Source organism: Prevotella sp. khp1 (genome assembly GCF_900102205.1).
In the GTDB taxonomy this organism is placed as follows: Bacteria; Bacteroidota; Bacteroidia; order Bacteroidales; family Bacteroidaceae; genus Prevotella; species Prevotella ruminicola.
The window spans coordinates 100500-123826 of the sequence record NZ_FNJZ01000004.1 but is presented as its reverse complement, the minus strand read 5'-3'; the positions used below and the strand labels follow the sequence as shown (position 1 = coordinate 123826).

Below are 23327 nucleotides of genomic sequence, written 5' to 3'. Positions count from 1 at the left end.
ATCAGCCACAATGGAAATACTTAGTAACCAACTTCTGGATTTCCTCTGGATAATTCTCTATCGTAAGACGGAGGTTCTTATCGTCGAAGGCACGAAGCTGTTCGATGATACCATCTATCATGGCAGGCGAGAACACGCCATACTCCTCGTAGGCCCTACGCTGACGGTTCAGACAATCGGCAGAAGCTACACATGAGTCGGGCAGCTGTGCCAGATTAGCCAGACGATCGGCATTCTCGGCAGCATGGATGTTTACATTCACGTAAGTTTTCTCGGCCAGTTTAAGCGCGCCATCCAGCTCAAAGCCATAACGGCAGGCTACACACAAACCAGCCAACAACTGATAGAGATCGGCAGAGCCATCAGGTGAACGCATCTCAACGGTCTGCTTGATGCTGGTATCATAGTGAGTTTGTGGCTCCAACGGATTCGCAGCATGGCACATATCCACATCTGCAGCCCAGCCTAATGGCACACGTACCAATACGCTGCGGTTTCTGTCGCCCCAACAAACATTGGTAGGTGCCTCCTGATGGGGAACCAGACGGAAGTAGCTGGTAGGATTCTTATTTCCAAAAGCGGTAATCGAAGGTGCCAGCACCATCATACCTGCTATCATCTTACGGGCAGCCTCGCTCAGTACACCATTCTCCAGCATCTGGTTCTTACCATCCTTCATCATACGCATGTGAATATGCAAACCAGAGCCAGCCTTACCTGTGGTAATCTTAGGAGCAAAGGTTACATCATAACCCAACTCATAAGCCAGATTGCGGATGACCCACTTGGCAATCATCAACTGGTCGGCAGCCTGCTCAACAGCCACAGGCAGGAACTCAATCTCGTTCTGCTCGTAGTTCTTACCATCCAGACTGAAGTTACCCACCTCAGAGTGTCCATACTTAATCTGACCACCAGCTTGGGCAATATACTTCATACAACGGGTGCGGAACTCATTGGCCTTGGCATAAGGTGCCGACTCGTGGTAGCCACGCTGATCCTGAGCAGGGAACATGCCCTCGTCGTTGCTAATCACATAATACTCTAACTCGCCCATGGCCTGGAACTCCATACCTGTTACCTGACGGAAAGCCTCAGCAGCCTTGTGGAGTGTGTGCTCGGGCGATGACTCCAACGGATTGCCATCCTTATCGAAGAACGAGCAGAGCAATGATACGGTTGGAATCTCGGCAAACGGATCGACAAAAGCCGTACGGTAGCGTGGCAACACATACAAATCGCTGCTGCCAGCCTGAATAAACGAGAACAAGCTACTGCCATCCACACGCTCGCCACAAGTAAGTATGGTATCAAGATAAGCCAGATCGTTAATTACAAAATTAAGTGTTTTTAATCTGCCGTCGCCGCCTGGATACATAAAGTTAACCATGCGGATATCGTTGTTCACAATGTAATCAATAATGTCGGCTTTAGTAAACTCTGCCGCGGGTTTCTGAAGTGCCTCTACAATAGGGTTGGCATTCAACATCAGCTTGTCGTTGTTCATCATGATCCTTTATCGTATAATTGTTTACGTTATATTTCGGGCAAAGATAAGCATTTTTATTGGGTGTATGGTATTATTTTGAGGTTTTTTATAATTTTTGCACAAATATACATAAAAATGGGAGACCGGTTAAAGTCTCCCATCCAACCAATTACTTACAATTAAACGTCGGATAACTACTTTCTACCGACGACTGGCTGCCTGCTATCAAAGGCCAGCCATTAACCCATTCAACACGATCCATCAACACCTGTCGGCCAGCATCAGGATCGCTCCTCATGTAACCATGATATATCATCCAGTCCTGACCGGCATCATCGGTAACAAACTCGGCATTATGCCCAGGGCCTGCCACGTTGTTACTGCCATGCAACAGCACATCGAATGCACCATCTAACATACGCTTGCCATCCTTGGTAACATACGGTCCGAACAGATTCTCAGAGCGTCCGTAGATAACCTGATAGGTACTGTTGTTGCCCTCGCAGCACGAGCCGTTTGATCCAAACAGATAGTAATAGCCATCGCGATGGTGGATATAGGTAGCCTCCATCTGGTTGCCAGCTATCTGTACAGGCTTGGCACCGGGCTTAAGCGTGAGTCCGTCGGCACTCAACTCTACACCATAGATACCATGGAACGAGCCCCAGAACAGATACTTCTTACCATCATCCTCGATATAGAAGGGATCGATACAGTTCTGTATGCCGATATCCTCGCTGATAAACAGTGCACCATGATCGGTGTAAGGTCCCTGCGGTTGGGTGGCCGAAGCAACACCTAAACCGCAAGTCCACTCACCACCCCAAGTCGACTTAGAGTAATAGAGCATATATTTACCATCAACATAATTTATATCGGGTGCCCAGATACCACCACCAGGATTCCACTTGGGGCGACTCTCATCAGTAAAAGCCGTACCCACATACTGCCACTTCAGCAAATCGGTAGAACGATAGATGGGCAGGTTGCGGATATCCTCGGTAGCAAAGAGATAGAACACGCCATCGGGCGACTTTACTATAGAGGGATCGGGCAACGAGGTTGCAATGATAGGATTACGATACTTCTGAACAACAGGGATAGGTTTGTTATCCTGAGAGTGCCCACCGTCGTCCGACGATGAGCAACCCAGAATAGGCATAAAGCCAACAATTATACTAACTATAGAAAACATGTAACTTCTTTTATTCTTTACTAACATATTACCAACCAGGATTTTGTGTGAGATTAGGATTACGCTCCAGTTCGCCCTGTGGCACAGCAAACAGTTTTACGTGCTCGCCAATATAGTTATTGGTGTAGCGCTTGGTACCCCAGATTTCGGTCATACCATTAGCACCATTCAGCTGTGAAGGATCGCTAACCAGTGCGCGGTTGGTGCCCAACTTACGATCGAGCCATGTATCCCAACGCAGCTGCTTCCAGTAGAGCTGGCCCTCGCCACAAAGCTCCCAGCCATACTCATTACGGATACGCTCACGCATGTTGTCCTGACCAGTTACCTTGGTGTACTCGTTGCTATTAAGCAGAGCCAATCCTGGAATACGGGCACGAACCATATTGATGTATTTCACGGCCTCATCGGTCTTTCCCTGCTCGTTCAGAGCCTCAGCCAAAGAGATGAGTGCACCGGCATAACGGAAGATAGGTGTATCGATATCGCTGTTCAAGCCGTTCTTGGTTTCACGACCCTCGGGCACAAACTTACGCCACAGGTAGTAGAAGCGGTCGTTGGTATCGGTACGCAGGTCGTAAGGAGCAGCATTATCCGATCCAATGTAAGGCCAACGCAGGGTATAATCCCAGCAGTCGGCAGTTGAACCACCTTTATAAGTAGAGTACGGGGTGATGAAGTTCATCAGCATACGTGGGTCGCGGTTCTGATAGATAGCCAGAATGCGGGCCTCGTTACCATCCATATCGTACTGACTCATGTCGGCACCGTAGGTTACCATCTGCTGGTAGCCGGCCTTCAGCTTATCGCTGGCAGCATTTGGATCAAGACCATCGCGCAGGAAGTAAACCGAACGGGCCTTAGGATCCATCTTTGAGTAACCAGGGAACACCTCATCCATATTAAATGGCTTACCATCGGCATACTCGTAAGAATCTACAAAGTAAGGATTAGGAATCAGGTTGTTCCAGCAACCAAAACCATCGGCGGTATAAGTATTGCGGTTACCATGTGTACGACCTAACAGCGAGCCCATACCCTCCTCGTCGGTGTACTGATACTGGAAGATATACTCATCGTTGCGCTCATTGGCAGCCTTGAACATATTCTTATAGTCGGGGAACAGCTGGAACCCCATGGTGGTGATAGCCGCAAAATCAGCCTCAGCCTTGCTCCAATCCTTCAGCCACATGTAAACCTGACCACGCAGATAGTAAGCACAAGCCTTGGTTACACGACCGTAGTTCTTATCAGAGGTGGCGTACTTATTTGGCAGACTGGGCTCGTTGATAGCCTCAGAGCAATCCTTGATAATCTGCTGCCATACCTCATCGGCAGTGTTACGGGGCTTGGTGTCCTCACCATACTCAACAGGTTCGGTGTAGATGGGCACACCACGCCACAGCACGTTGGCACGATAGTAAGCCCAGGCACGCAGGAACTTGCACTCGGCAATATCACGGGCACGCTCGCTGGCCGCCATGGCCTCGCATCTATCCAGATTATTAATCACGTTGCTGGTACGATAAATCTCCTCATACAAGCGCTTCCACCAGTCGTTGAATCCCCAGTAACCGGCATTACAACGGCCACGGGCCCAATCGTAACCACCCCAGTTAGCATCCAGGTCGCAAACATCGGTAGCAGCATCAAAGTTCTGCCAGTCGGGGCATTCGCCCTGCTGCTCCCAGTAGAAACGTTCGTAGGCGCCATTCACCACGGCATCAGCCATGTTATAGGTACTCCATACCAAGTCGGTACCTACACGGTCGGAAGGTTGAGTATCCAGGAAATCGGCATTACAAGCCGTGAGTGCGATACTCGATGCAGCCAGAATAAGACTGCGACACATATTATTAATTATTTTCTTTTCCATATTGGTTATTCATTGTTGATGGTTAAAATGTTACATTCAGTCCGAATGAGAGCTGACGCATGGTAGCATAACCCTCACCAGAGCGCATCTCAGGATCAAGTCCGGGGAAGCTGGTGATAGTCCACAGGTTCTCGCCCGAGAAGTAAACACGCAGGTTCTCGGCATAGATCTTTCTGCTGATGCTCTTTGGCAATGTGTAACCGATAGTAAGGTTACGCAGCTTCAGGTAATCGCAGCTATAGAGATGGAATGTATTGTCGAGGGCATCACTCATACTTGGATTCTCGAGCGACATACGTGGATTCTTCGAAGTGATGTTGGTACGAGGATCGTTGGGGTTATTGGGATCATAGAAGTAGTGATCGTCGGCAATCCACTGTGGGATGCTCAAACCAAATACCACGTTTGATGAGTTCTGACCAATCTCACGCCAGTAGGTTGAGAAACCTGTGGCTCCACCCCAGTTCATCGAGAGGTCGATACCCTTCCACTCTGCATGCATCTGCATTCCGAAGGTGAACTTAGGCACATTCGACTCGCCCATGAACTGCTGGTCGTGACTGCCACCATAAACCTTATCGCCATTGGTATCGGCATAGATATACTCACCATACCAGATAGCATTCTGGGTAACAGCGTGCTGTGGCTCGAACGAGTAGCCGGCAGCAATCATATCCTGTACCCACTTCAGGTCTTCGGGCGTACGGATCATACCATCGCGTGGACCACCATTGGGGTTAACCACACCGTTGGCATCGTAATAGGTTCCGTTACCGCTATAGATAGGATATACATAGAACTCGTTCATCATGTGTCCCTCAACCAGGCGCTGGGTACCACCCGACGAAACCTCACCAAGGTTAGAGTAATACACGTTAGGATCGGGATTGTTAGGATCGGCACCCCATCCCTGAATGATGCCACCCTTATAGTCGGTTACCTTGTTCTTGTTGAACGAGCCGTTAACAGCCACACCATAGGTTACATCGCCAATCTTATCCTCCCAACGGAAGGTCATCTCCAAACCGCGGTTGCTAACACCAGCCAGGTTCTGCAATGGAGCCACCTTATCACCGAAGATCAGTCCGATAGACGGACGGTAGAGGATACCAGAAGTCTGCTTGTCGTAGTAGTCGATAACACCCGACAGACGACCACCGAGGATACTGAAGTCGAGACCCAGGTTGAAGGTCTTGGTAGTCTCCCAAGTTACGTTCATGTTAGGCAGGTTCTTCAGGTAGAAACGGGGCACCTTCTTGCCACCCATGGTGGTGTAACCTGTTTCGTACCACGACTGATAAGCATAGTTATCAACCGATGAGTTTCCCAGCTTACCATAAGAGGCGCGCAGCTTCAGGTTATCGAATACGCTGAGGAATGAGTTCTTGGCAAAAGCCTCCTCGCTGATACGCCAGCCTGCCGATGCAGAGGGGAAGAAGCCCCAACGGTTATCGGGTGAGAAACGCGACGAGCCATCATAACGGAAGTTAGCCTCTAACAGGTAACGTGAATCGTAGGCATAGTTCAAACGACCGAACCAAGAACGATAGGTATAACCGGTAAAGTTACCACGTGTGTACTCCTCCGAGGTCAGGGTATTCAGGTCGGTCAGTGTGGCATCAATCATACCCATCTTCTTCACATCGGTATTACCATCGCTGTTCTTACCTTCCTCGAAACCTACCAACGCACCTACATCGTGCTTCTGGGCAAAAGTGTGAGCCCAGTTCAGGGTGTTGGTAATCTTCCAGTTATAGTAGTGGTGATAGTACATATAGCTTGAGAGGGCCTCGAGTGCAGCAGGCGATGCCACCACCTCGTTACGACTGAAGCTATAGCTCTCGTTCTGTCCGTCGGTGTACTTATGACGGGCATTGTAGTAGTCGTAACCAAAGGTTGACTTGAAGGTAAAATCCTTCAGGAACTTCACCTGAGCATAGGCGGTACTGTAAGCGTGGGTAGTCTTATAGTAACTGTCGCCATCGCCATTCAACAGTTGCATGGGGTTGTGGGCAGCACCATCCTCAACCGAAGTCTCGATACCACCAAACTTACCATCGTAATAAGGATAGATACCTGGCACGGTCTTCAGAAACTCCCAGCTCGATAGGGCATCCACGTTGTTACGGTCGCGATCGCTGTGTGTACCCCATACCTGAGCACCCAGCTGTAACCAGTTAGTTACATCCGAAATCAGCTTCAGGTTGATAGAGTACTTCTGCTCGCCCGAACGAACAATCATACCAGGGTTATCAAGGTAGGTTAATCCAAGGTTATAACGTGTGCGGGTGTCCTTACCCGACAAAGAGATAGCGTGCTCCTGCATTACCTTGGTCTGGTAAATTTCATCATACCAGTCGGTATTAGGATAAGCCACGTAGTTGGGATAGCCCGACTCGGCAATGCCATTAGGATTAGCCTCAGCCTGACGCCACTGGTCAATCACGCTTTGTGGATATTTGCCGGCTGTACCGATATTCTCGCTGGCCTCGTTCACCATCTCCATATAGTCGGCATAGTTCGACATAAAGCGAACCAGCCTTGACGGTTTATTGATCGACAACCTTCCGGTATAGGTTACATTCACCTTACCCTCGGTACCACTCTTGGTAGTAACCAGGATAACACCGTTAGCACCACGGTTACCATAGATGGCACACGATGCAGCATCCTTCAGGATCGAGATACTCTCGATATCCATGGGGTTCACATCCGAGAGACTCATCTCCATACCATCTACCAATACCAGCGGACTGGCATCGTTCATGGTTCCCACACCACGGATGTTTACCGAGAAGTTCTCGGCGCCGGGCTTACCTGAGCCCTGCAGGATATCAAGACCGGCAGCCATGCCCTGCAATGCCTGGGCCACAGTGGTAACAGGACGCGAGTTGGCTTCCTTCTCAAGATTTACCGATACCACCGAACCTGTCAGGTTCACCTTTTTCTGGGTACCGTAACCTACTACTACTATCTCGTTCAGTTCGTTGCGGTCTTCCTTCATGGTTACTACCATGTTATCGGTTGCACGAGCAGTCACATCTACGTAACCGATATAGGTAAACACCACTTGTGCATCGCTCTTACTGAGCTGCAGTTTAAAACGTCCGTCCATATCGGTAACAGCGGCATTCTGCGTCCCCTGTTCCTTAACGGTAACGCCAATCAGGGGTTCACCCTGTGCATCAACCACCGTACCAGTAACAGTACGTTGCTGCTGAGTGGCTGCTACAGTACTGGAATGAACCGATAAGGCCAGATTTCGTTCGGCTAAAGCTGGCGAAGCTGCCATCAGCATAGCTGCGCCTACCAACGAGGTAATTAATCTTTTTTCCATTTCTTGATGTTTAGGTTTAATTGTTTTTGTTTATTTCTTCAGAAAATCATCTGTTCGTGTTGGTGAATACATTTCCCAGAGCGAGGCGATAGTCCAGCCTGGTGCAAAGAGGTTATTATAGAATCCCTTACCATTCATACCATAATCCCAAGTGGTGTGCTGTACTACCTCGGGATAGAATCCGGGTACTGAGATACCACAAAGGCGCTCGGGTGTAGGCATCAGCTGTGAGAGCGAGTTAAAGATCACATCGTGCATCTGCAGAAAACGCTGGTTACCCTTCTGCTGGCCCAACCACTTTACAATGTGTGGCAACTCGAATACAAACACATCAATATGGTTGTTCTCTACCGACACGTTACTCCAGCCACGGGTCTTCAAACCTAAGTCGCCCAGCATCTGACCCTGTGCAAAGGGTACATCCCACATGTAATACCACGACAAGGCAAAGTAAGCAGCCTTTTCACACAGGTCGATATAACGCTGGCGCTCCTTACCCTTGGTTACAGCTGCCAGGTAATAGGTAGCAGTAACAGCAGCAATGGCAGCCTCTTTATCCTCGCAGTTAGCATCGAGGGTTGATGAGAAGTAATCGCTCTTTGAGATGATATTCTGCTCCAGATAGTCAACAGTGCGACGGGCAGCCTCCAGGTACTGTTTCTTACCGAAGTAGCGGTAACCCATCACCAAGGCTGAGGTAGACGATGGTGTGCTACCACCAGTGCCATCCACGTCGGTACCATTGTCGTGATACTTACGGGCAAAGCTGCCATCGGCCTTCTGCAGTTTCAGGAATCCATCCAGGATACCCTTTATACGTGCCTCCCACTGGGGATGGCGACGACCGTGTGCCTTCTCGTACTTGAGATATAACAGAATGGCATAAACACCCTCTGACTGCTGACGGATAGAGTGTACTACCTTATCATCGCTTGGAAAACCACGTGTAAAGTTCACGTTATCGTAGAAGTAACCTGCACTGGTAAGACCATGCTGCAGATAGCTCTCCAGAATCTCATTACCCATGGTTACGAGATCCTGCTCGCCATGCTGTTCGCCGTACTCGATAGCATTGAAGGCATTCAGCAGCACACGACCACAGAAACCTACCTGTGCCTCGGGGAAAGGCTTACAATCGCTGGTAAGCAAGGTGTGACCCGAGTTGTACTTCAAGGGATAGTTGCTTACATACGATTGACGGAAATAGTTAGTCAGTCCCTTCTTCATCTCCTCAGGCGTAAAGAGTGGCTTCAATGCCTGTGGCTTCAGGTTATCGAAGCAGCGCTGCCACATCAGTGTTACGTGCTCGCCAAAGTCCTTGGCCTCGGTCTCACTGATGCGCCACTGGATAGTCTTGGTCTCGCCTTTCTCGATCTTTGCAAAAGCAAATACGGGGGCAGCCAAGGTAAGCTTACGGATGTAGCGCTTAGGGGTCTCGATATAAGGATAGCCGAAGGTAAGCTTGGCCTCCTGCTGCTCGCAATCAAGACCCAGGTAACCCAGAGAAGTTTCGCCACTCAGGATAATCTCGCCTGCCTGATGGGTAGTCATACACTCCTGTGGGGTGTCAAGCTGACGGATAACAGCCACCGACTTACCATTAGCCTCATCATAGACACTGGTCATAGGCGACGACAGACGATCCTCGCGGAAGTTCCAACTTTTTGAAGTGTGGAAAGCCGGCGCCTGCTTGGGCGAGCGCAGGTTGCGGTGATACCAGAAACCTGGCAGATAGAACTCACTATCGGCCGACTTGATGCCTGTGGCAAGCTGCGCACCGAAGTTGTAATACGTAGTGGCATCGGCCTTGATGGTAACGGTATAGACCTGATCGTTGCCATCGTTTGCCAACTGCGCACTTATGTGTAAAGGCAATGCCTTACCATCGGCAGGCTTTAGCTGATTGCCATCAGCCTGCAGTTGGATAACTTTTGCCTCGTTGCCTGGCTGCTTGATACTAATCTGCGTTTGGATGTTGATAGCAGAAGCATTCATCGATAAAGCAGCAAAGACTGTTAATAAAAAAGTTTTGTTGAACATATAATAAAAGTTTTTGTTGGTTGCTTGCGTGGGTTACTCTTTATATAAGTAATGGAACGTGCCATTGGTAACAGCAAAACCTTGACTGGTCTGTGATAATCCTACAACGGCAGTTTTTCGGGGTCTCACCTCGGTAAAGCTGTTATGGGTATGGAACACGTAGTTCCACTGGCCCTGGGCATCCTTAAACATATCACCATGACCGGTGCCGTAATAGCCTATGTTGGCACGATTGATAACCGACTGCGATGATTTGGTCCAAGGACCGAAAGGCGACGAGGCTGTAGCCACACCAACGGCATAGTCGATATTACGGAAATCGTTAGCCGAGTAGAACATATAATAGGTATCGCCAAGATGCAGTACAGTAGGACCCTCGGTTACTCCCCAACTGGCCTGTGCCGTATTCTCCCACAGCTCCGAGGCATGGATACACTCCTGGGCTGTTTCTTCCTTAATGCCCATCAGGTCGTCGGTCATCTCGGCCACAAAGATACGGTTGCCATCCTGCAATCGCACATGATACAGATAAACCTTACCGTCGGTATCAAACAGCAGAAAAGGATCGATCGCTTTTCCTGGGGTAGCAATGCACTTTTTCTCCTGCTGGGTAAAAGGTCCTTTGGGCGAGGTGGCTATTGCTACGGCAATCTGCTCGTTGGCTGTGTAGAACATATAATAGGTATCACCACGCTTCACTACCTGTGGTGCCCAGAAACCTGTAGTACCATACGAGGTAGCTCCTGTTAAGCAGAATCCATTGGCTTTACCAACTGGTCCCTGCCAGGTTTTCATATCGGCAGAACGGTATACATAGAAACCAGTATCCGAGTTGCTACCTGTACCATATAAATAATAGGTGCCATCGGTATCAACAAAAATGGTGGGGTCGGCTTCAGTCAGCACTTCCTGTTGGGGTACAGATGGTTTCTCGGGCACAGGTGCTACTGCGCTACCCGTGTCGTTCGAACTACATGATGGTAAAACAGTAAATACTGCCATCAGAGTCATCGATAATCTTAAATTGGCTTTCTTATACATTTAGTTACAATTGGGTTGGTAATAAAGATTTCGGCGGCAAAAGTAATAAAAAGGATTATTAGGCACGGGTAATATTGTTCTGAAAACGGGTAATATCGTCAAAAGTACAGAATTACTGCACAAAAATAGGGTTAAAATCAGAATTAATCGCTAAATTTGCACACAGATAAAAACGAAGCAATGCGATATATAACGTTACTCCTTACTTGGATATTTGCCAGCGTCATGGTAAATGCTGCCGACTTTAAGTTCCAGCATCTGAACACCTCGTGCGGTTTACCCAACCAGCAGGTCGAGTGCATGGTGCAGGATAACAACGGCTATATATGGATAGGTACACGTAACGGACTGGCCAGATATGATGGTTATAATGTAGATACCTACTACCATGTTGAGGGACAGCCCAACTCATTAGTGCATAACTTTGTTCATGGATTGTTTGTGGATAGCAAGCACCGCCTATGGATTAGTACCGAGAACGGTGTGAGCATGTATCGCCCCCAAACCAACGACTTCCGTAACTATTTCAACGTGCGGGGCTACTGTACCAGTTTTGTAGAAACCAACGATGGCAGGATACTCACCGGCTCGGGACAGTTGTATGCTTACGATGCCAAGACCGACTCGTTTGTAGTGATTCCATCGCTCAATGCCGGCACCATTGCCTCGCTGGCTAAGGATAGGGCTGGCAACATCTACGTGTCGGCCAGTCAGATGATATTCTCGATGAGCGCCAACCTCACCAAAATACTACCGCTAAACATCAGTCTTAACGATGGACAGCCCGTAAGCCATAACGCCATCCTCCCCTTGCTAGTTGATTCAAAACAGCGCCTATGGGTGGGCTGCAACGATGGTAGTGCCATCTGCTACAATCTGAAGAGTCATGCCCAACAGCGTTATACCGCCAACCAACTAACCGGCGGCATCATCCGTGTGATTATCGAGGACAAGCAGCACCGCATCTGGTTTGGTACCGAGAACGGCATCCTGACGTTGAATCCCGATGGCAGCAGCATACTCACACAGAAGCACTATGGTAGCGACGGTCTGTCGGACAATGCGGTATATACTATCCTGGCCGACCGTCAGAACAACATCTGGATAGGCTCATACTTCGGTGGCGTAGATTATCTGTCGACTCAGAAACCGCAGTTCCGCCATTTCGAGCCCAGTGCCGCGAAAGGCGAGTTAAAGGCGCGCATACCACGCATGATTACCGAGACATCGCCTGGCATCTTCTGGATTGCTAGCGAAGACCAGGGTGTAAACATCTACAACTCTATCACAGGTCTGTTCACACCTTTTACCGAGATTCCTGGTCTCGACTCGAACACGCACAGCATCTACTACGATGCCAAGACTGCCGACATCTGGATTGGTACACGATTCAAAGGGTTGTACCGCTACAACCTGCAAACCCGCAAAACCACCCAGTATTACCGTACCAAGGGACTTACATCGGAGGGTATTTTTTACCTGACCCGTGATAAGAACAGACGCTTGTGGATAGCCACCATGGAGGGACTGCGCTACTACGACGAGCAATCGGATACGTTCTGCACGATAGGCGACGACCTGCTGGACCGCACATTTATCTACTCGCTGTTTGTAGATCGCCACAACCAGTTATGGGCCAGCACTGTAGCTTGCGGCTTGTATTGCATCAGCAACGGCAAGGTAACAAGTTACAGCAGGGATAACGGCAGCGGACTGACCGATAATTACATCATATCATCATTCGAGGACTCGAAAGGTCGCCTGTGGATAGGCACCAACAACAACGGCTTGTTCTGGCTCGACAACAAGAACGGAAAAATTCATCAGGCAGGCACATGGATACCCCGCCAATGTACGGTTTGCAGCATTGTTGAGGATAAAACGGGTAGCTTGTGGATTGGTACCGACCAAGGTTTGTTCAGCCACCGACTGAGCGATGGGCATACCCGCTGTTTCTCGGCAGGTGCCGAACTGCCCGTCAACCAGTTTAACTTCACATCAACCTATCTGGCCACCGACGGACGCGTGCTGATGGGAACCTTCGACGGTCTGATAGCCTTCCAGCCCAAACAGATGCACACCGAGGCCAGGAACATGTATGTGCATTTCAAGAAACTGTTTGTAAACGATCAGGTACGCTCGCAGATCGACTATACCGACTGCATCACACTCACCTACGAAGAGTCGCACTCGTTCCACATCGAGTATGGTGTAGTGATGCCCGAGAATGTGCAGGGCATACAGTATCAGATAAAGGTGGATGGTATTGATAAGGAATGGCGCAGTGTAGGTGCCGAAAGCCGGTTCTATGGTTATCTGCTCAGTCCGGGCACCTACCAGCTGCACGTAAGGGCAAACACCTGCGACAGCGACTGGGATAAATGTCCTGAACGCACGCTTACCATCGTTATCAAGGCACCGTTCTATCTCTCCACCCTCGCGTACATTATATACTTTATATGTTTTGCCGCACTGGTGTGGGGCGGACTCACGCTCTACAATATCCGCATGAAAGAGCAGGCCAAGGTGCGCTATGCCAACATGGAGAAAGCCAAGGTTGAGGAGATCGACCGCATGAAGTCGAACTTCTTCACGATGGTATCACATGAGCTCAAGACACCACTCTCGCTCATCATCGCGCCACTAAAGAGTATCAGCGCCAGCGAGGTGGATAAGGAGGTGGGCGAATCGCTGAACCTTGCCATTCGCAACTGCTCTAAGATGGAACACCTGATTAACGAGCTGGTGACCTTCAACAAGATTGAGTCAGACAATTTCCCGTTCTACGTGCAACAGGGCAACCCTGTAGAGTTTGTGGGTGTGGTGGCCGATAACTTTAACGAGGCCGTTCAGGCCAAGGGCTTACACCTCACCGTGAACTGCATCGACAACGGCGAAGACGGTTGGTTCTCGCCCTCGTATATCGAGCATATACTGAACAACCTCATGTCGAACGCCATCAAGTTCACAGGTAACGGCGGCGCCATCACCATCCATGCCGAGATTACACAGACGGCGGATTCGCCCGACCTGTTTCTGAAGATGCAGGTAACCGATACCGGTATCGGCATTATCAAAGACGAGCAGAAGAATATATTTGAACGTTTCTACCAAACCAAGCGCGGCTACAGCACCAACAGCAGTGGCTGGGGTATCGGTCTGGCGCTCATCCGCCGACTGGTTGAGATCCATAAAGGCTCGGTATCGGTAGAGAGCGAGCTGGGCAAGGGCAGCACGTTTACGATACTGCTGAACATCTCTGGCAACGCATTCTCGGATAAGAACAAGATAGCAGGCGATAGCGAACAAGCCACGGTAAGCAACTATCTCAGTAAACTCGATGCCACACCCGTTACCATTGCGGGCAGTGCCGTTTCGGCCACTGCTGCCCCATCGGCCTCAGCAACACATAAACATACCTTGCTGGTGGTTGAGGATAATGAGGATATGCTGAAATTCCTGGAGCAGCTGTTTGCTGCCGATTACAACGTGATAACGGCGCCCGACGGACAGCAGGCATGGGACATCGCCATCAGTCGTTCGGATATCGACCTGGTGGTATCGGATGTGATGATGCCTGTGATGACCGGTGCCGAGCTATGTAACATGATAAAAGGCAACATGAGCACCAGTCATATACCCGTGATTCTGCTCACTGCCAAGGGCGATCCCGAGGACGTGAAGGATGGTTATCGCAACGGTGCCGATGCCTATGTACTGAAGCCTTTCGACCCCGAATCGCTTTCGCTACAGATCAGTAACCTGCTCAAACTGATACAGAACCGTCAGCAATCCATCTTTAATGACGGTGAAGAATCGCTGAAACAGAACGACAGTCTGACGCAGCTCGACCGCGACTTTATCCAGCGACTGATGGAACTGGTGGACAGCAACATCGGCAACGCCAACTTCTCGGTTACCGATATCACCACCGAATTAGGTATGAGTCGCAGTCTGCTGCACACCAAGATGAAGAATCTGATGAACACCTCGGCTGGCGACTACATCCGCCACAAGCGCATACAAAAGGCTTGCCAGATGATTACCGACGGACATAATGTTTCGGAAACAGCCTACAGCTGCGGCTTTGCCGACCCCAACTACTTCTCAAAGGTATTCAAGAAAGTAGTTGGCGTGGCACCATCCGAATATACTAAACAGTAACTTAGTGCGATTGTTTAAACGCATCTAACTGCTTAAAGCAGTGGCGGTTGATGATTTGCTGCAACTGGCGGTCGGGATTGTTGCGGATATAGCAACGATGATCGAACACCATCAGTTCGCCATTCACAGCCGAATAAGGATGCCAGCCTGGTAGCCCTTTGATATTTGGATTACCGGTATGGGCAAACTGCGCCCAAGCACTGCTCATCTTATCGGCCAACAGCAGATCCTGAGCCGATGGCTGTGGCAACTCATTAGGCGACTGATGCAAGGTGTTGAAACAGAACTTCAACTCGTGACCATGTACCGAGCCCTTGTTTACAGGCGAGCGCCAGGTAAACATATACATATAGGTAGGTGTCTTACGACTCTTGGTCATGGCATCGGCAGTAATCAGTGTTTTGGGACGGAACAGCCAGTCGATACACAGCAAATCCTGTGGCACATAGTCGGGATGTGCCTTGGCAAAGGCGGCAATATAAGCATCGGTATCATCGCCAAAGGTAGCCTTCAGCTGCTCACGAGCCTCATCTTCGGTCATGGGCTGATCGTAACGCAGGCGCTGTAACTCGTTAAAGGTAGTACCAATCATCACGGGGATGTCGTCTGATATCTGGGCAAACGTAGGCTGGAAAGGCTGTTGCAACAGCACCTTACCATCGGGTGTTGGACCGAAGCCCCACATCATAGGCGTGCCCGGTTTGCGGGTACCGATACTGGCAGCCATCGCACGCTGACCGGCATCATAGAGTGTCTGATAAGGCACATCTTTTATTTTATCCACTTCGGCCTCGCTGATGCCAAGCTCCTTCAGCACAGCCTTACCGAGTGTCTGTGTCATCTCGTGGTTGTTCACGTTCAGGATGGTGCCACTCATAATAATGGCTTTATGGAATAAACCTTTGGCCTGAGGCATACACATCAGCGTGCCTACCTTACCGCCACCACCCGACTCACCGAACACGGTTACGTTCTTAGGGTCGCCACCAAAGTTAGCGATGTTATCACGAATCCACTCCAAGGCCTGCACCACATCCAGCATACCTACATTACCCGAGTATTCGTATTTCTTGGATACTGCCGAGAGGTCGAGAAAGCCCAGGATGTTCAAACGGTGGTTGATGCTTACCACTACCACATCCTTCTTAGCCAACTGCATACCTGGATTCCAGGCCGACGTGCCCGAATCGAAACCACCACCATGCAACCACAGCATCACAGGCTTACGGGCTTTCAGGTCGGTGCTCCACACATTCAGCACGCACGAGTTCTTCTCCGACATCTCATCCTCAGAGAGCTGCTGCCCCCACGTCTGCTGCATCACCTGCGGTCCCCAGTGGTCGCACTTGCGTATGCCCTTCCACTTATCCACAGGCAGTGGCGGCATCAGTCGTTCCACCTTGGCATAGGGAATACCCAGCCACGCCATCGTGCCCTCCTGCACAATGCCGCTCACCTTTCCACTCTTGGTGCTAACCACCAGTTCACTACTCTCTTGCGCCGTTGCCGTAACCGCGCACAACAGCAAAACCATTAGGCTTATAGTTATTTTTTTCATAATCATGCCGCAAAGATAGAAAAATTATTGCAAAAAGTGATGCACATTCGGTATTTATTTGTATATTTGCCACATGAAAGATAAAGTTGACCACTATACTATATGTTTTATAGACAGTTGCCCGTTGCACAGGCACTGTTTGAGATGGATGGTAGGCCGTTATGCCGATACCAGTAGAGAAACATACCTGTCTGTTAACCCACATAACCCACTGATGGGAAGCGACAGTTGTCCGTTGTATCGCGAAGATATACGTGTTATCAAGAAGAAAGGCTTTACCAACATGTATTACGACATGCCTTGGCACCTGGAGTTTAAGATACGTCGACAGCTGATTGCCAAGTTCGGGCGCAAGCAGTATTTCCAGATGCGTAAGGGCGAACGCCTGATAACACCCGACCAGCAAAAGGTGATAGAACAGGTAATGCGTGCCAACAACTGGCAAGGCCCCATCAAGTTCGACGGGGAGGTAGAAGATTACCTGTGGTAAGAACTTAATCTTTTTGTGATTTCAAGAGTTGTTGATCGGCAGGTGCCACATCAACAGTCTGTACGTCGCCCTCAACATCAAAGGCAAGCGTAGTTACATCGGGTGTTACATCAAGTGTGCATGTAGCTCCCACATACAGCGGCATACACCTGTTAGCACCAAAGGGCAGTCCGCAGGCAATAGGAATATCCAGATCGTTAAGATGCGCAATAAGCATCTGCTCAACGCTATCGTACTGAATATCGAACCTGATAGAACTGAAAGTACCGAAGATAATACCTTTTACACGCGAGAAATCTAACTGCAGTCGCAACATATAGAACAAACGGTCGATATCGTGCAACGACTCTTCCATCTCCTCAAGAAACAGAATAATGTCCTGATCTTCGGGCAGGTTGAACTTTGTTCCTGCGATGGCCGAATAGCTCGACAGATTTCCACCTATCAGAATACCTTCGCCATGACCGCACTGGTTGTGTGGATTACCAGGCACCTTAAAAAGCGGCACCATGCCAAACAGCATATTGCGCATCAACGTAGAACAGGGCTCCAGATTACCTGCCAACTGGAATGCCATCGGTCCGTGCATGCTCATCACCCCTGCCCCAGCCTCAGCATAAAGCAGTGTGGTAATATCGCCATGCCCCACCAGCCACTTGGGGTGCTGACGATAACTCTCCCTACTGATACGGTTAAGCAGATGGATAGAGCCGTAACCACCTCGACTACAGATGATGGCCTTAATGCTATCATCCTGCAGTGCCCACATCATATCGGCTGCACGCTCATCGGCTGTGCCTGCATACACATCAGCATTCAAACAGTTGGTATGAGGACCGATAACAGGTTGTAAGCCCCAGCTCTCGATAACTGCTGCGGCTTCGGCTATCACTGCCTCATCTACCCTGTAGGCAGGCGACACCAATGCGACCTTATCACCCGGTATTAGAAACGGTGGTGGTACAATTGTTTTCGTCATAAAGTTAATAGATAGTCACGGAGACATGTTTCTGTTGCAAAGATAAACAATTCTTTCAATTTATGCAAGAAAAACGCCCAAAATTTGGCATATTGCCATCTTTTTTGTACTTTTGCCGGCAAATTGTAAAACAAGAGGATCAAGATGGTAAAGAAACTAAGACAAGGTACACTTTGTGTACAGGCCGGCTACAAGGCCAAGAACGGAGAACCAATTGAGTTGCCCATCATCCAGAGTACCACGTTTAAGTACGACGACTCTGAGGAGATGGCAAAGTTGTTCGACCTGGAGAAGGAGGGCTATTTCTATACCCGCCTGCAGAATCCCACCAACGATGCGGTAGCAGCTAAGATCTGCACACTCGAAGGCGGTGTAGGTGCTATGCTCACATCTAGCGGTCAGGCAGCTAACTTCTACGCTATGTTCAATATCTGCCAGGCTGGCGACCACTTCATCACATCGAACGAGATTTATGGTGGCACTTACAACCTCTTTGGCGTCACCATGAAGAAGCTGGGCATCGAATGTACCTTCGTATCGCCCGAAGCCAGCGACGAGGAGATTCAGGCAGCCTTCCGCCCGAACACAAAGGCTGTGTTTGGCGAGACTATCTCGAACCCTGGTTGTGCCGTGTTCGATATTGAGCGTTTCGCTAAGATTGCTCACAAGAACGGTGTTCCCCTGATTGTGGATAACACCTTTGCCACACCAGTAAACTGCCGCCCCTTTGAGTGGGGTGCCGATATCGTAACCCACAGTACCACCAAGTATATGGACGGAATGGCCACACAGGTTGGCGGTTGTGTTGTGGATAGCGGTAACTTCGACTGGTTGGCTCATGCCGAGAAGTTCCCCGGACTATGTACACCTGATGAGAGCTACCACGGACTTACCTACGTAAAGGCCTTTGGCAAGATGGGCTACATGACCAAACTGGTGGCTCAGCTGATGCGCGACCTGGGCTCTATCCCTGCCCCACAGAACTCGTTCCTGCTGAACATGGGACTGCAGACACTGCACCTGCGCATGGCCCAGCACTGCAAGAATGCTCAGAAGGTGGCCGAGTTCCTGAACGCCAACGATAAGGTGGCTTGGGTACACTACTGCGGACTGCCTACAGATAAGTACTACGCACTGGGACAGAAGTATCTGCCCAACGGCAGTTGCGGTGTGATTGCCTTCGGACTGAAGGGTACTCGCGAGACAGCCATTAAGTGGATGGACTCGCTGGAGATGATCAACATCGTAACCCACGTGGCCGATGCCCGCACCTGTGTGCTGCATCCTGCCAGTCACACCCACCGTCAGCTCAGCGATGAGCAGCTGCGCGAGGCTGGTGTAGCACCCGACTTGATCCGTCTTTCAGTAGGTATCGAGGATGTAGAGGATATCCTGGACGACATCAAGCAGGCACTCGAAAAGATATAAGCCGACGGCAAACGTCGAAACACATGGGGGTAAACGTCGAAAGAGATTTCACGCTTGCCCCCATTTTTCATACCTTTGCAGCAGAAAAATTTAAAAATTCAAGAATGTAAAAATTAAAAATATAAAAGGTATGAAACAGATTAGATTTTTCCTGGTAACAATGATGCTGACACTCTCAGCAGTAGTAATGGCACAGAAGACTACCGTTAGTGGTGTGCTGATGGACAAGACCCTGAACGAGGGCGAACCATTTGCCACCGTACGCGTGTTTAAGGCAGGCAAGAGCGATAAACCCATCGCCATGTTTATCACCGACGAGAACGGTCGCTTCCAGCAGGAGGTAAAAGGTAAGGGTAAGTTCGACATCGTATTCAGCAGCGTAGGTAAGGAAGAGCTGCGCCAGAGCATCGAACTGGGAAAAGAAACACCACTCGATCTGGGCACCATTTTTATGAAGGAGAACGAGACCATGCTGAAGGGCGTTGAGGTAGTAGCCCAGAAGCCATTGGTAAAAATGGAGGTCGACAAGATGAGCTACAACGTAGCCGAGGACGAGGATTCGAAATCGAATACCGTACTGGATATGCTGCGTAAGGTGCCCATGGTAACGGTTGACGGACAGGATAACATCACCGTTAACGGATCGTCATCATTCAAGGTATATGTAGATGGTATGCCCAACGTGATGTTCTCGAGCAATCCATCGATGGTATTCAAAAGCATGCCAGCCTCAGCCGTTAAGAGCATCGAGGTAATGACCAACCCAGGCGCCAAGTACGATGCCGAGGGTGCCGCAGGTGTACTGAACATCGTGATGAACAAGCAGAACCCACAGGCTGCACAGAGCATGAACGGCTATAACGGAACTGTACGTGCATCGGCTGGTAACAAGCAGTTGGGCGGAAGCCTGTTCCTGAACGGACAGCAGGGTAAGCTGAGCTATAGCGCTAACGTGATGACCAGCTACAACAAGCCTGGTAACACCACCACCGAAATGGAGCAGATTCAGGACAACGGAGTTAGCCAGTTGATGACATCGAGCAACAACGTAAAAACACCATTCACCATGGGAAGCTTGAGTCTGGGATACCAGCTCGACTCGATGAGTGTGCTGAACCTGACTGCCCAGGTGAACTCGATGAACATGAAGAGCACCGGCACATCTACCACCACCATGGGTGGCAACGCTTACGGCAATGGATTCAGTTACGGCAGTACTACAGATATGAAGAACTCGCGTACTTCATTCAGCGGAAGTATCGATTACCAGCGCTTCTTCAACAAGGAGCACACCCAAAGCCTGGCTCTGACCTACCAGTTGAACTACAGCCCCGCCACCACCGAGATGACCAACAACTTTGGAACAAGCTCGACCATTATCGATCTGACCGACCGTTTCTCGGAGAATAAGGATAAGACCACCAACCACATCTTCCAGCTCGACTACACCATGCCACTGGCACAGGGACAAACACTGAGTATGGGTAGTAAATTGCAACTGCACGATGCCACATCAGATGCCAAGTACTATCTGAAGGGCACCTACGATCCCAACTCAAGCTCCGATTACGAGTACAAGAACTCTATCTTGGCTGGCTATGGCGAGTATGTAGGCAACTTTGGCAAGTTCGGTATGAAGGCAGGCTTGCGTTACGAATATACCTGGCAGGATGTAGAGTACCATTTGGGTAACGGTCAGGACTTCAGCACCAGTTACGGTAGTCTGGTTCCTACAGCCAGCATGCAGTACACCATCTCGCAAGGTTCAAATCTCGGTCTTACCTACAATATGCGAATCAGTCGTCCTGGTATCTCATATCTTAACCCATACGTAGATAAAACCAACCCCATTGCACTGAGCTACGGTAACCCCGACCTGGATGTAGAGAAGGCACATAACGTATCACTGGTTTACAATGCCTTTACATCAAAGTTGATGGTGAACCTGAACCTGCATCACAATTTTGTGGATAACGCCATCTCGCAGTACAGTTTCTACGATACCGACAACCTGTTGAACACCACCTACGGCAACGTTGTAAAGAGTCATCAGACTGGTTTGAGCGGCTATGTTAACTACCTGCTCACAAAGGATACCCGTATCTTCTTCAACGGCGGTCTGAACTACACCGACCTGCGCAGTACAGCCCTCGACCAGAAAAACAGCGGTTGGACAGCTAACATCATGGCCGGCATACAGCAGACACTGCCTTGGGACCTGAAGCTGAGCGCCTTTGCCATCACCTCTACCAAGAGCTACAACCTGCAGGGCTACAGCGGCGGTTTCAACCTGGTAACAGCCAGCGTATCGAAGAGTCTGCTCAAGGATAAGCTGAACCTGAGCATTTCAGGACTGATGGGACTGAACAAGGGCGGCAACATCAATATTGAGACATCAAGCCGCGGTAAGGACTTTACCAGCAACACCAGCATCAAGGTGCCCATCTACGGCGTAACCTTCACCGTCAGCTACACCTTCGGCAACTCAAGAGTATCGCAGAAGCAGCATCAGAGCCGCGTACAGAACGACTTCATCGAGCAGCAGTCGCAGGGCGAGATGTTGAACAGCATCGGCAGCGATATGTAAGAAAAAGATGGAATAAAGCGTTCTTTTTACAAAAAAGGACGCTTTATTCTAAATTATTTCATATATTTGCAAGCGTTATGAAGAAGATAGATAAAAAAAATATCTGGTTACTACTGACACAACTTGGTGTTTGGGCCATCATCATACTGGCAATGCCGCTGGCCACATTCCTTAGCACGCAAGACTTACATGCCACAAAGACCTCGTTCTTTGTGGTTTGGGGTATTCTACACTCGCCCTTCGTAATCTATTTCATCAACTTCTACCTGTTCGGTCCATTCCTGTTTTTCCGCCGCAGGTTCTGGTGGTTCGCACTGTGCAACCTGCTCACTATCCTACTGATGAACAGTCAGTTCTTCATGCTATGGTTCCATCGTGACCGCATTCCGCATGAGATAACGATGACACCAAACATGTGGATAGGTATCTTTGCAGGTATGTTGATGTTCATACTGCTCAACTGCTTTGTGGGCGCCATTGCCATCGGCATCCGTCACTTTATGCGCATCCGACAAATCAAACAGCAACTGAAAGATGAGAAAGCCAAGAACACTGAGGCCGAACTGGCTTGGCTCAAAAATCAGATAAACCCACATTTCTTATTTAATACACTCAACAATATTTCGAGTTTGTGTCAAATAGATGCAGATGCCGCCCAGGATGCTATCGCACAACTGAGCGATTTGTTGCGCTACGCTATGTACGAGACAAATAAGAAAACGGTGCCCATCGAGGGCGAGGTGGAGTTTATGCGTAACTATATCGAACTGATGAAACTGCGCTGCAACGAAAAGACCGAGGTAACCACATCGTTCGATGTAAAACAGACCATGGAGATTGCCCCATTGCTGTTTATCTCGTTGGTTGAGAATGCCTTTAAACATGGTGTGAGCAGCAACCGTCCGTCGAAGATCGACATCCGATTGCTGCAGAACGCCGACGAACTGATATTCAACTGCGACAACACCAACTTCCCCAAGGATGATGCCGACCGTAGTGGTTCGGGCATCGGACTGGAGAACACCCGTCGCCGCCTCGACCTGATGTACAAGGGGCATTATACCTGGGAGCAAACGCTCGAAGATGATATCTATCACGTGAGGATTACTTTAAACATTATACATTAAACATTATACATTAAAC

At 49.5% G+C, this 23327-nt stretch carries 13 protein-coding genes; 5 read left to right on the top strand and 8 right to left on the bottom strand.

Annotation, left to right across the window (positions count from 1 at the left end; translation table 11 throughout):
• Position 1: 1 nt before the first annotated feature.
• The 6 genes from BLR73_RS11595 to BLR73_RS11570 all read right to left on the bottom strand — a co-directional run bounded on the left by BLR73_RS11595 (position 2) and on the right by BLR73_RS11570 (position 10939).
• Positions 2-1507 (bottom strand): glutamine synthetase family protein, encoded by a 1506-nt coding sequence (locus BLR73_RS11595; protein WP_091862461.1) that lies wholly within the window; start codon positions 1505-1507, stop codon positions 2-4.
• Between the two features lie 151 nt (positions 1508-1658).
• Complete coding sequence (locus BLR73_RS11590) at positions 1659-2684, bottom strand: family 43 glycosylhydrolase (RefSeq protein ID WP_232221034.1); 1026 nt, start codon at positions 2682-2684, stop codon at positions 1659-1661.
• Positions 2685-2712: 28 nt separating this feature from the next.
• Positions 2713-4560, bottom strand: a complete 1848-nt coding sequence (locus BLR73_RS11585; RefSeq protein WP_091862170.1) for a RagB/SusD family nutrient uptake outer membrane protein — start codon at positions 4558-4560, stop codon at positions 2713-2715.
• 22 nt (positions 4561-4582) lie between these two features.
• Positions 4583-7897 (bottom strand): SusC/RagA family TonB-linked outer membrane protein, encoded by a 3315-nt coding sequence (locus tag BLR73_RS11580; protein ID WP_233456392.1) that lies wholly within the window; start codon positions 7895-7897, stop codon positions 4583-4585.
• A 30-nt stretch (positions 7898-7927) separates the two neighbouring features.
• Positions 7928-9937 (bottom strand): hypothetical protein, encoded by a 2010-nt coding sequence (locus tag BLR73_RS11575; protein ID WP_091862166.1) that lies wholly within the window; start codon positions 9935-9937, stop codon positions 7928-7930.
• Positions 9938-9970: 33 nt separating this feature from the next.
• Positions 9971-10939, bottom strand: a complete 969-nt coding sequence (locus BLR73_RS11570) for a glycoside hydrolase family 43 protein (protein ID WP_233456391.1) — start codon at positions 10937-10939, stop codon at positions 9971-9973.
• A gap of 219 nt (positions 10940-11158) precedes the next feature.
• Here BLR73_RS11570 and BLR73_RS11565 point away from each other — a divergent pair, with 219 nt between their 5' ends.
• On the top strand, positions 11159-15142 hold the full coding sequence (locus BLR73_RS11565; RefSeq protein ID WP_091862161.1) for a hybrid sensor histidine kinase/response regulator transcription factor: 3984 nt from the start codon (positions 11159-11161) through the stop codon (positions 15140-15142).
• A 1-nt stretch (position 15143) separates the two neighbouring features.
• On the opposite strand, the gene BLR73_RS11560 is transcribed toward BLR73_RS11565, so the two are convergent.
• Entirely contained in the window at positions 15144-16700 is a 1557-nt protein-coding gene (locus BLR73_RS11560; RefSeq protein WP_176763683.1) for a carboxylesterase/lipase family protein, read from the bottom strand.
• A 73-nt stretch (positions 16701-16773) separates the two neighbouring features.
• Here BLR73_RS11560 and BLR73_RS11555 point away from each other — a divergent pair, with 73 nt between their 5' ends.
• Positions 16774-17190, top strand: a complete 417-nt coding sequence (locus BLR73_RS11555; protein WP_255327354.1) for a DUF6078 family protein — start codon at positions 16774-16776, stop codon at positions 17188-17190.
• A 4-nt stretch (positions 17191-17194) separates the two neighbouring features.
• Here the strand turns inward: BLR73_RS11555 and BLR73_RS11550 are convergent, their stop codons facing one another.
• Positions 17195-18169 carry a S66 peptidase family protein gene (locus BLR73_RS11550; RefSeq protein ID WP_091862155.1) on the bottom strand — a complete coding sequence of 325 codons (975 nt, stop codon included), beginning with the start codon at positions 18167-18169 and terminating at the stop codon, positions 17195-17197.
• A 144-nt stretch (positions 18170-18313) separates the two neighbouring features.
• Here BLR73_RS11550 and BLR73_RS11545 point away from each other — a divergent pair, with 144 nt between their 5' ends.
• The 3 genes from BLR73_RS11545 to BLR73_RS11535 all read left to right on the top strand — a co-directional run bounded on the left by BLR73_RS11545 (position 18314) and on the right by BLR73_RS11535 (position 23311).
• Positions 18314-19597 carry an O-acetylhomoserine aminocarboxypropyltransferase/cysteine synthase family protein gene (locus BLR73_RS11545; protein ID WP_013063038.1) on the top strand — a complete coding sequence of 428 codons (1284 nt, stop codon included), beginning with the start codon at positions 18314-18316 and terminating at the stop codon, positions 19595-19597.
• A gap of 130 nt (positions 19598-19727) precedes the next feature.
• On the top strand, positions 19728-22184 hold the full coding sequence (locus tag BLR73_RS11540) for an outer membrane beta-barrel family protein (protein ID WP_091862152.1): 2457 nt from the start codon (positions 19728-19730) through the stop codon (positions 22182-22184).
• Between the two features lie 77 nt (positions 22185-22261).
• A complete protein-coding gene (locus tag BLR73_RS11535; protein WP_091862149.1) occupies positions 22262-23311 on the top strand; it encodes a sensor histidine kinase in 1050 nt (349 codons plus the stop codon).
• Positions 23312-23327: the final 16 nt, after the last annotated feature.

What these genes read in the sequence shown, in the direction of transcription:
- BLR73_RS11595 (WP_091862461.1), bottom strand. Translation starts at nt 1,507, where the DNA reads ATGAACAACGACAAGCTGATGTTGAATGCCAACCCTATTGTAGAGGCA.
- BLR73_RS11590 (WP_232221034.1), bottom strand. Translation starts at nt 2,684, where the DNA reads ATGTTTTCTATAGTTAGTATAATTGTTGGCTTTATGCCTATTCTGGGT.
- BLR73_RS11585 (WP_091862170.1), bottom strand. Translation starts at nt 4,560, where the DNA reads ATGGAAAAGAAAATAATTAATAATATGTGTCGCAGTCTTATTCTGGCT.
- BLR73_RS11580 (WP_233456392.1), bottom strand. Translation starts at nt 7,897, where the DNA reads ATGGAAAAAAGATTAATTACCTCGTTGGTAGGCGCAGCTATGCTGATG.
- BLR73_RS11575 (WP_091862166.1), bottom strand. Translation starts at nt 9,937, where the DNA reads ATGTTCAACAAAACTTTTTTATTAACAGTCTTTGCTGCTTTATCGATG.
- BLR73_RS11570 (WP_233456391.1), bottom strand. Translation starts at nt 10,939, where the DNA reads ATGGCAGTATTTACTGTTTTACCATCATGTAGTTCGAACGACACGGGT.
- BLR73_RS11565 (WP_091862161.1), top strand. Translation starts at nt 11,159, where the DNA reads ATGCGATATATAACGTTACTCCTTACTTGGATATTTGCCAGCGTCATG.
- BLR73_RS11560 (WP_176763683.1), bottom strand. Translation starts at nt 16,700, where the DNA reads ATGAAAAAAATAACTATAAGCCTAATGGTTTTGCTGTTGTGCGCGGTT.
- BLR73_RS11555 (WP_255327354.1), top strand. Translation starts at nt 16,774, where the DNA reads ATGAAAGATAAAGTTGACCACTATACTATATGTTTTATAGACAGTTGC.
- BLR73_RS11550 (WP_091862155.1), bottom strand. Translation starts at nt 18,169, where the DNA reads ATGACGAAAACAATTGTACCACCACCGTTTCTAATACCGGGTGATAAG.
- BLR73_RS11545 (WP_013063038.1), top strand. Translation starts at nt 18,314, where the DNA reads ATGGTAAAGAAACTAAGACAAGGTACACTTTGTGTACAGGCCGGCTAC.
- BLR73_RS11540 (WP_091862152.1), top strand. Translation starts at nt 19,728, where the DNA reads ATGAAACAGATTAGATTTTTCCTGGTAACAATGATGCTGACACTCTCA.
- BLR73_RS11535 (WP_091862149.1), top strand. Translation starts at nt 22,262, where the DNA reads ATGAAGAAGATAGATAAAAAAAATATCTGGTTACTACTGACACAACTT.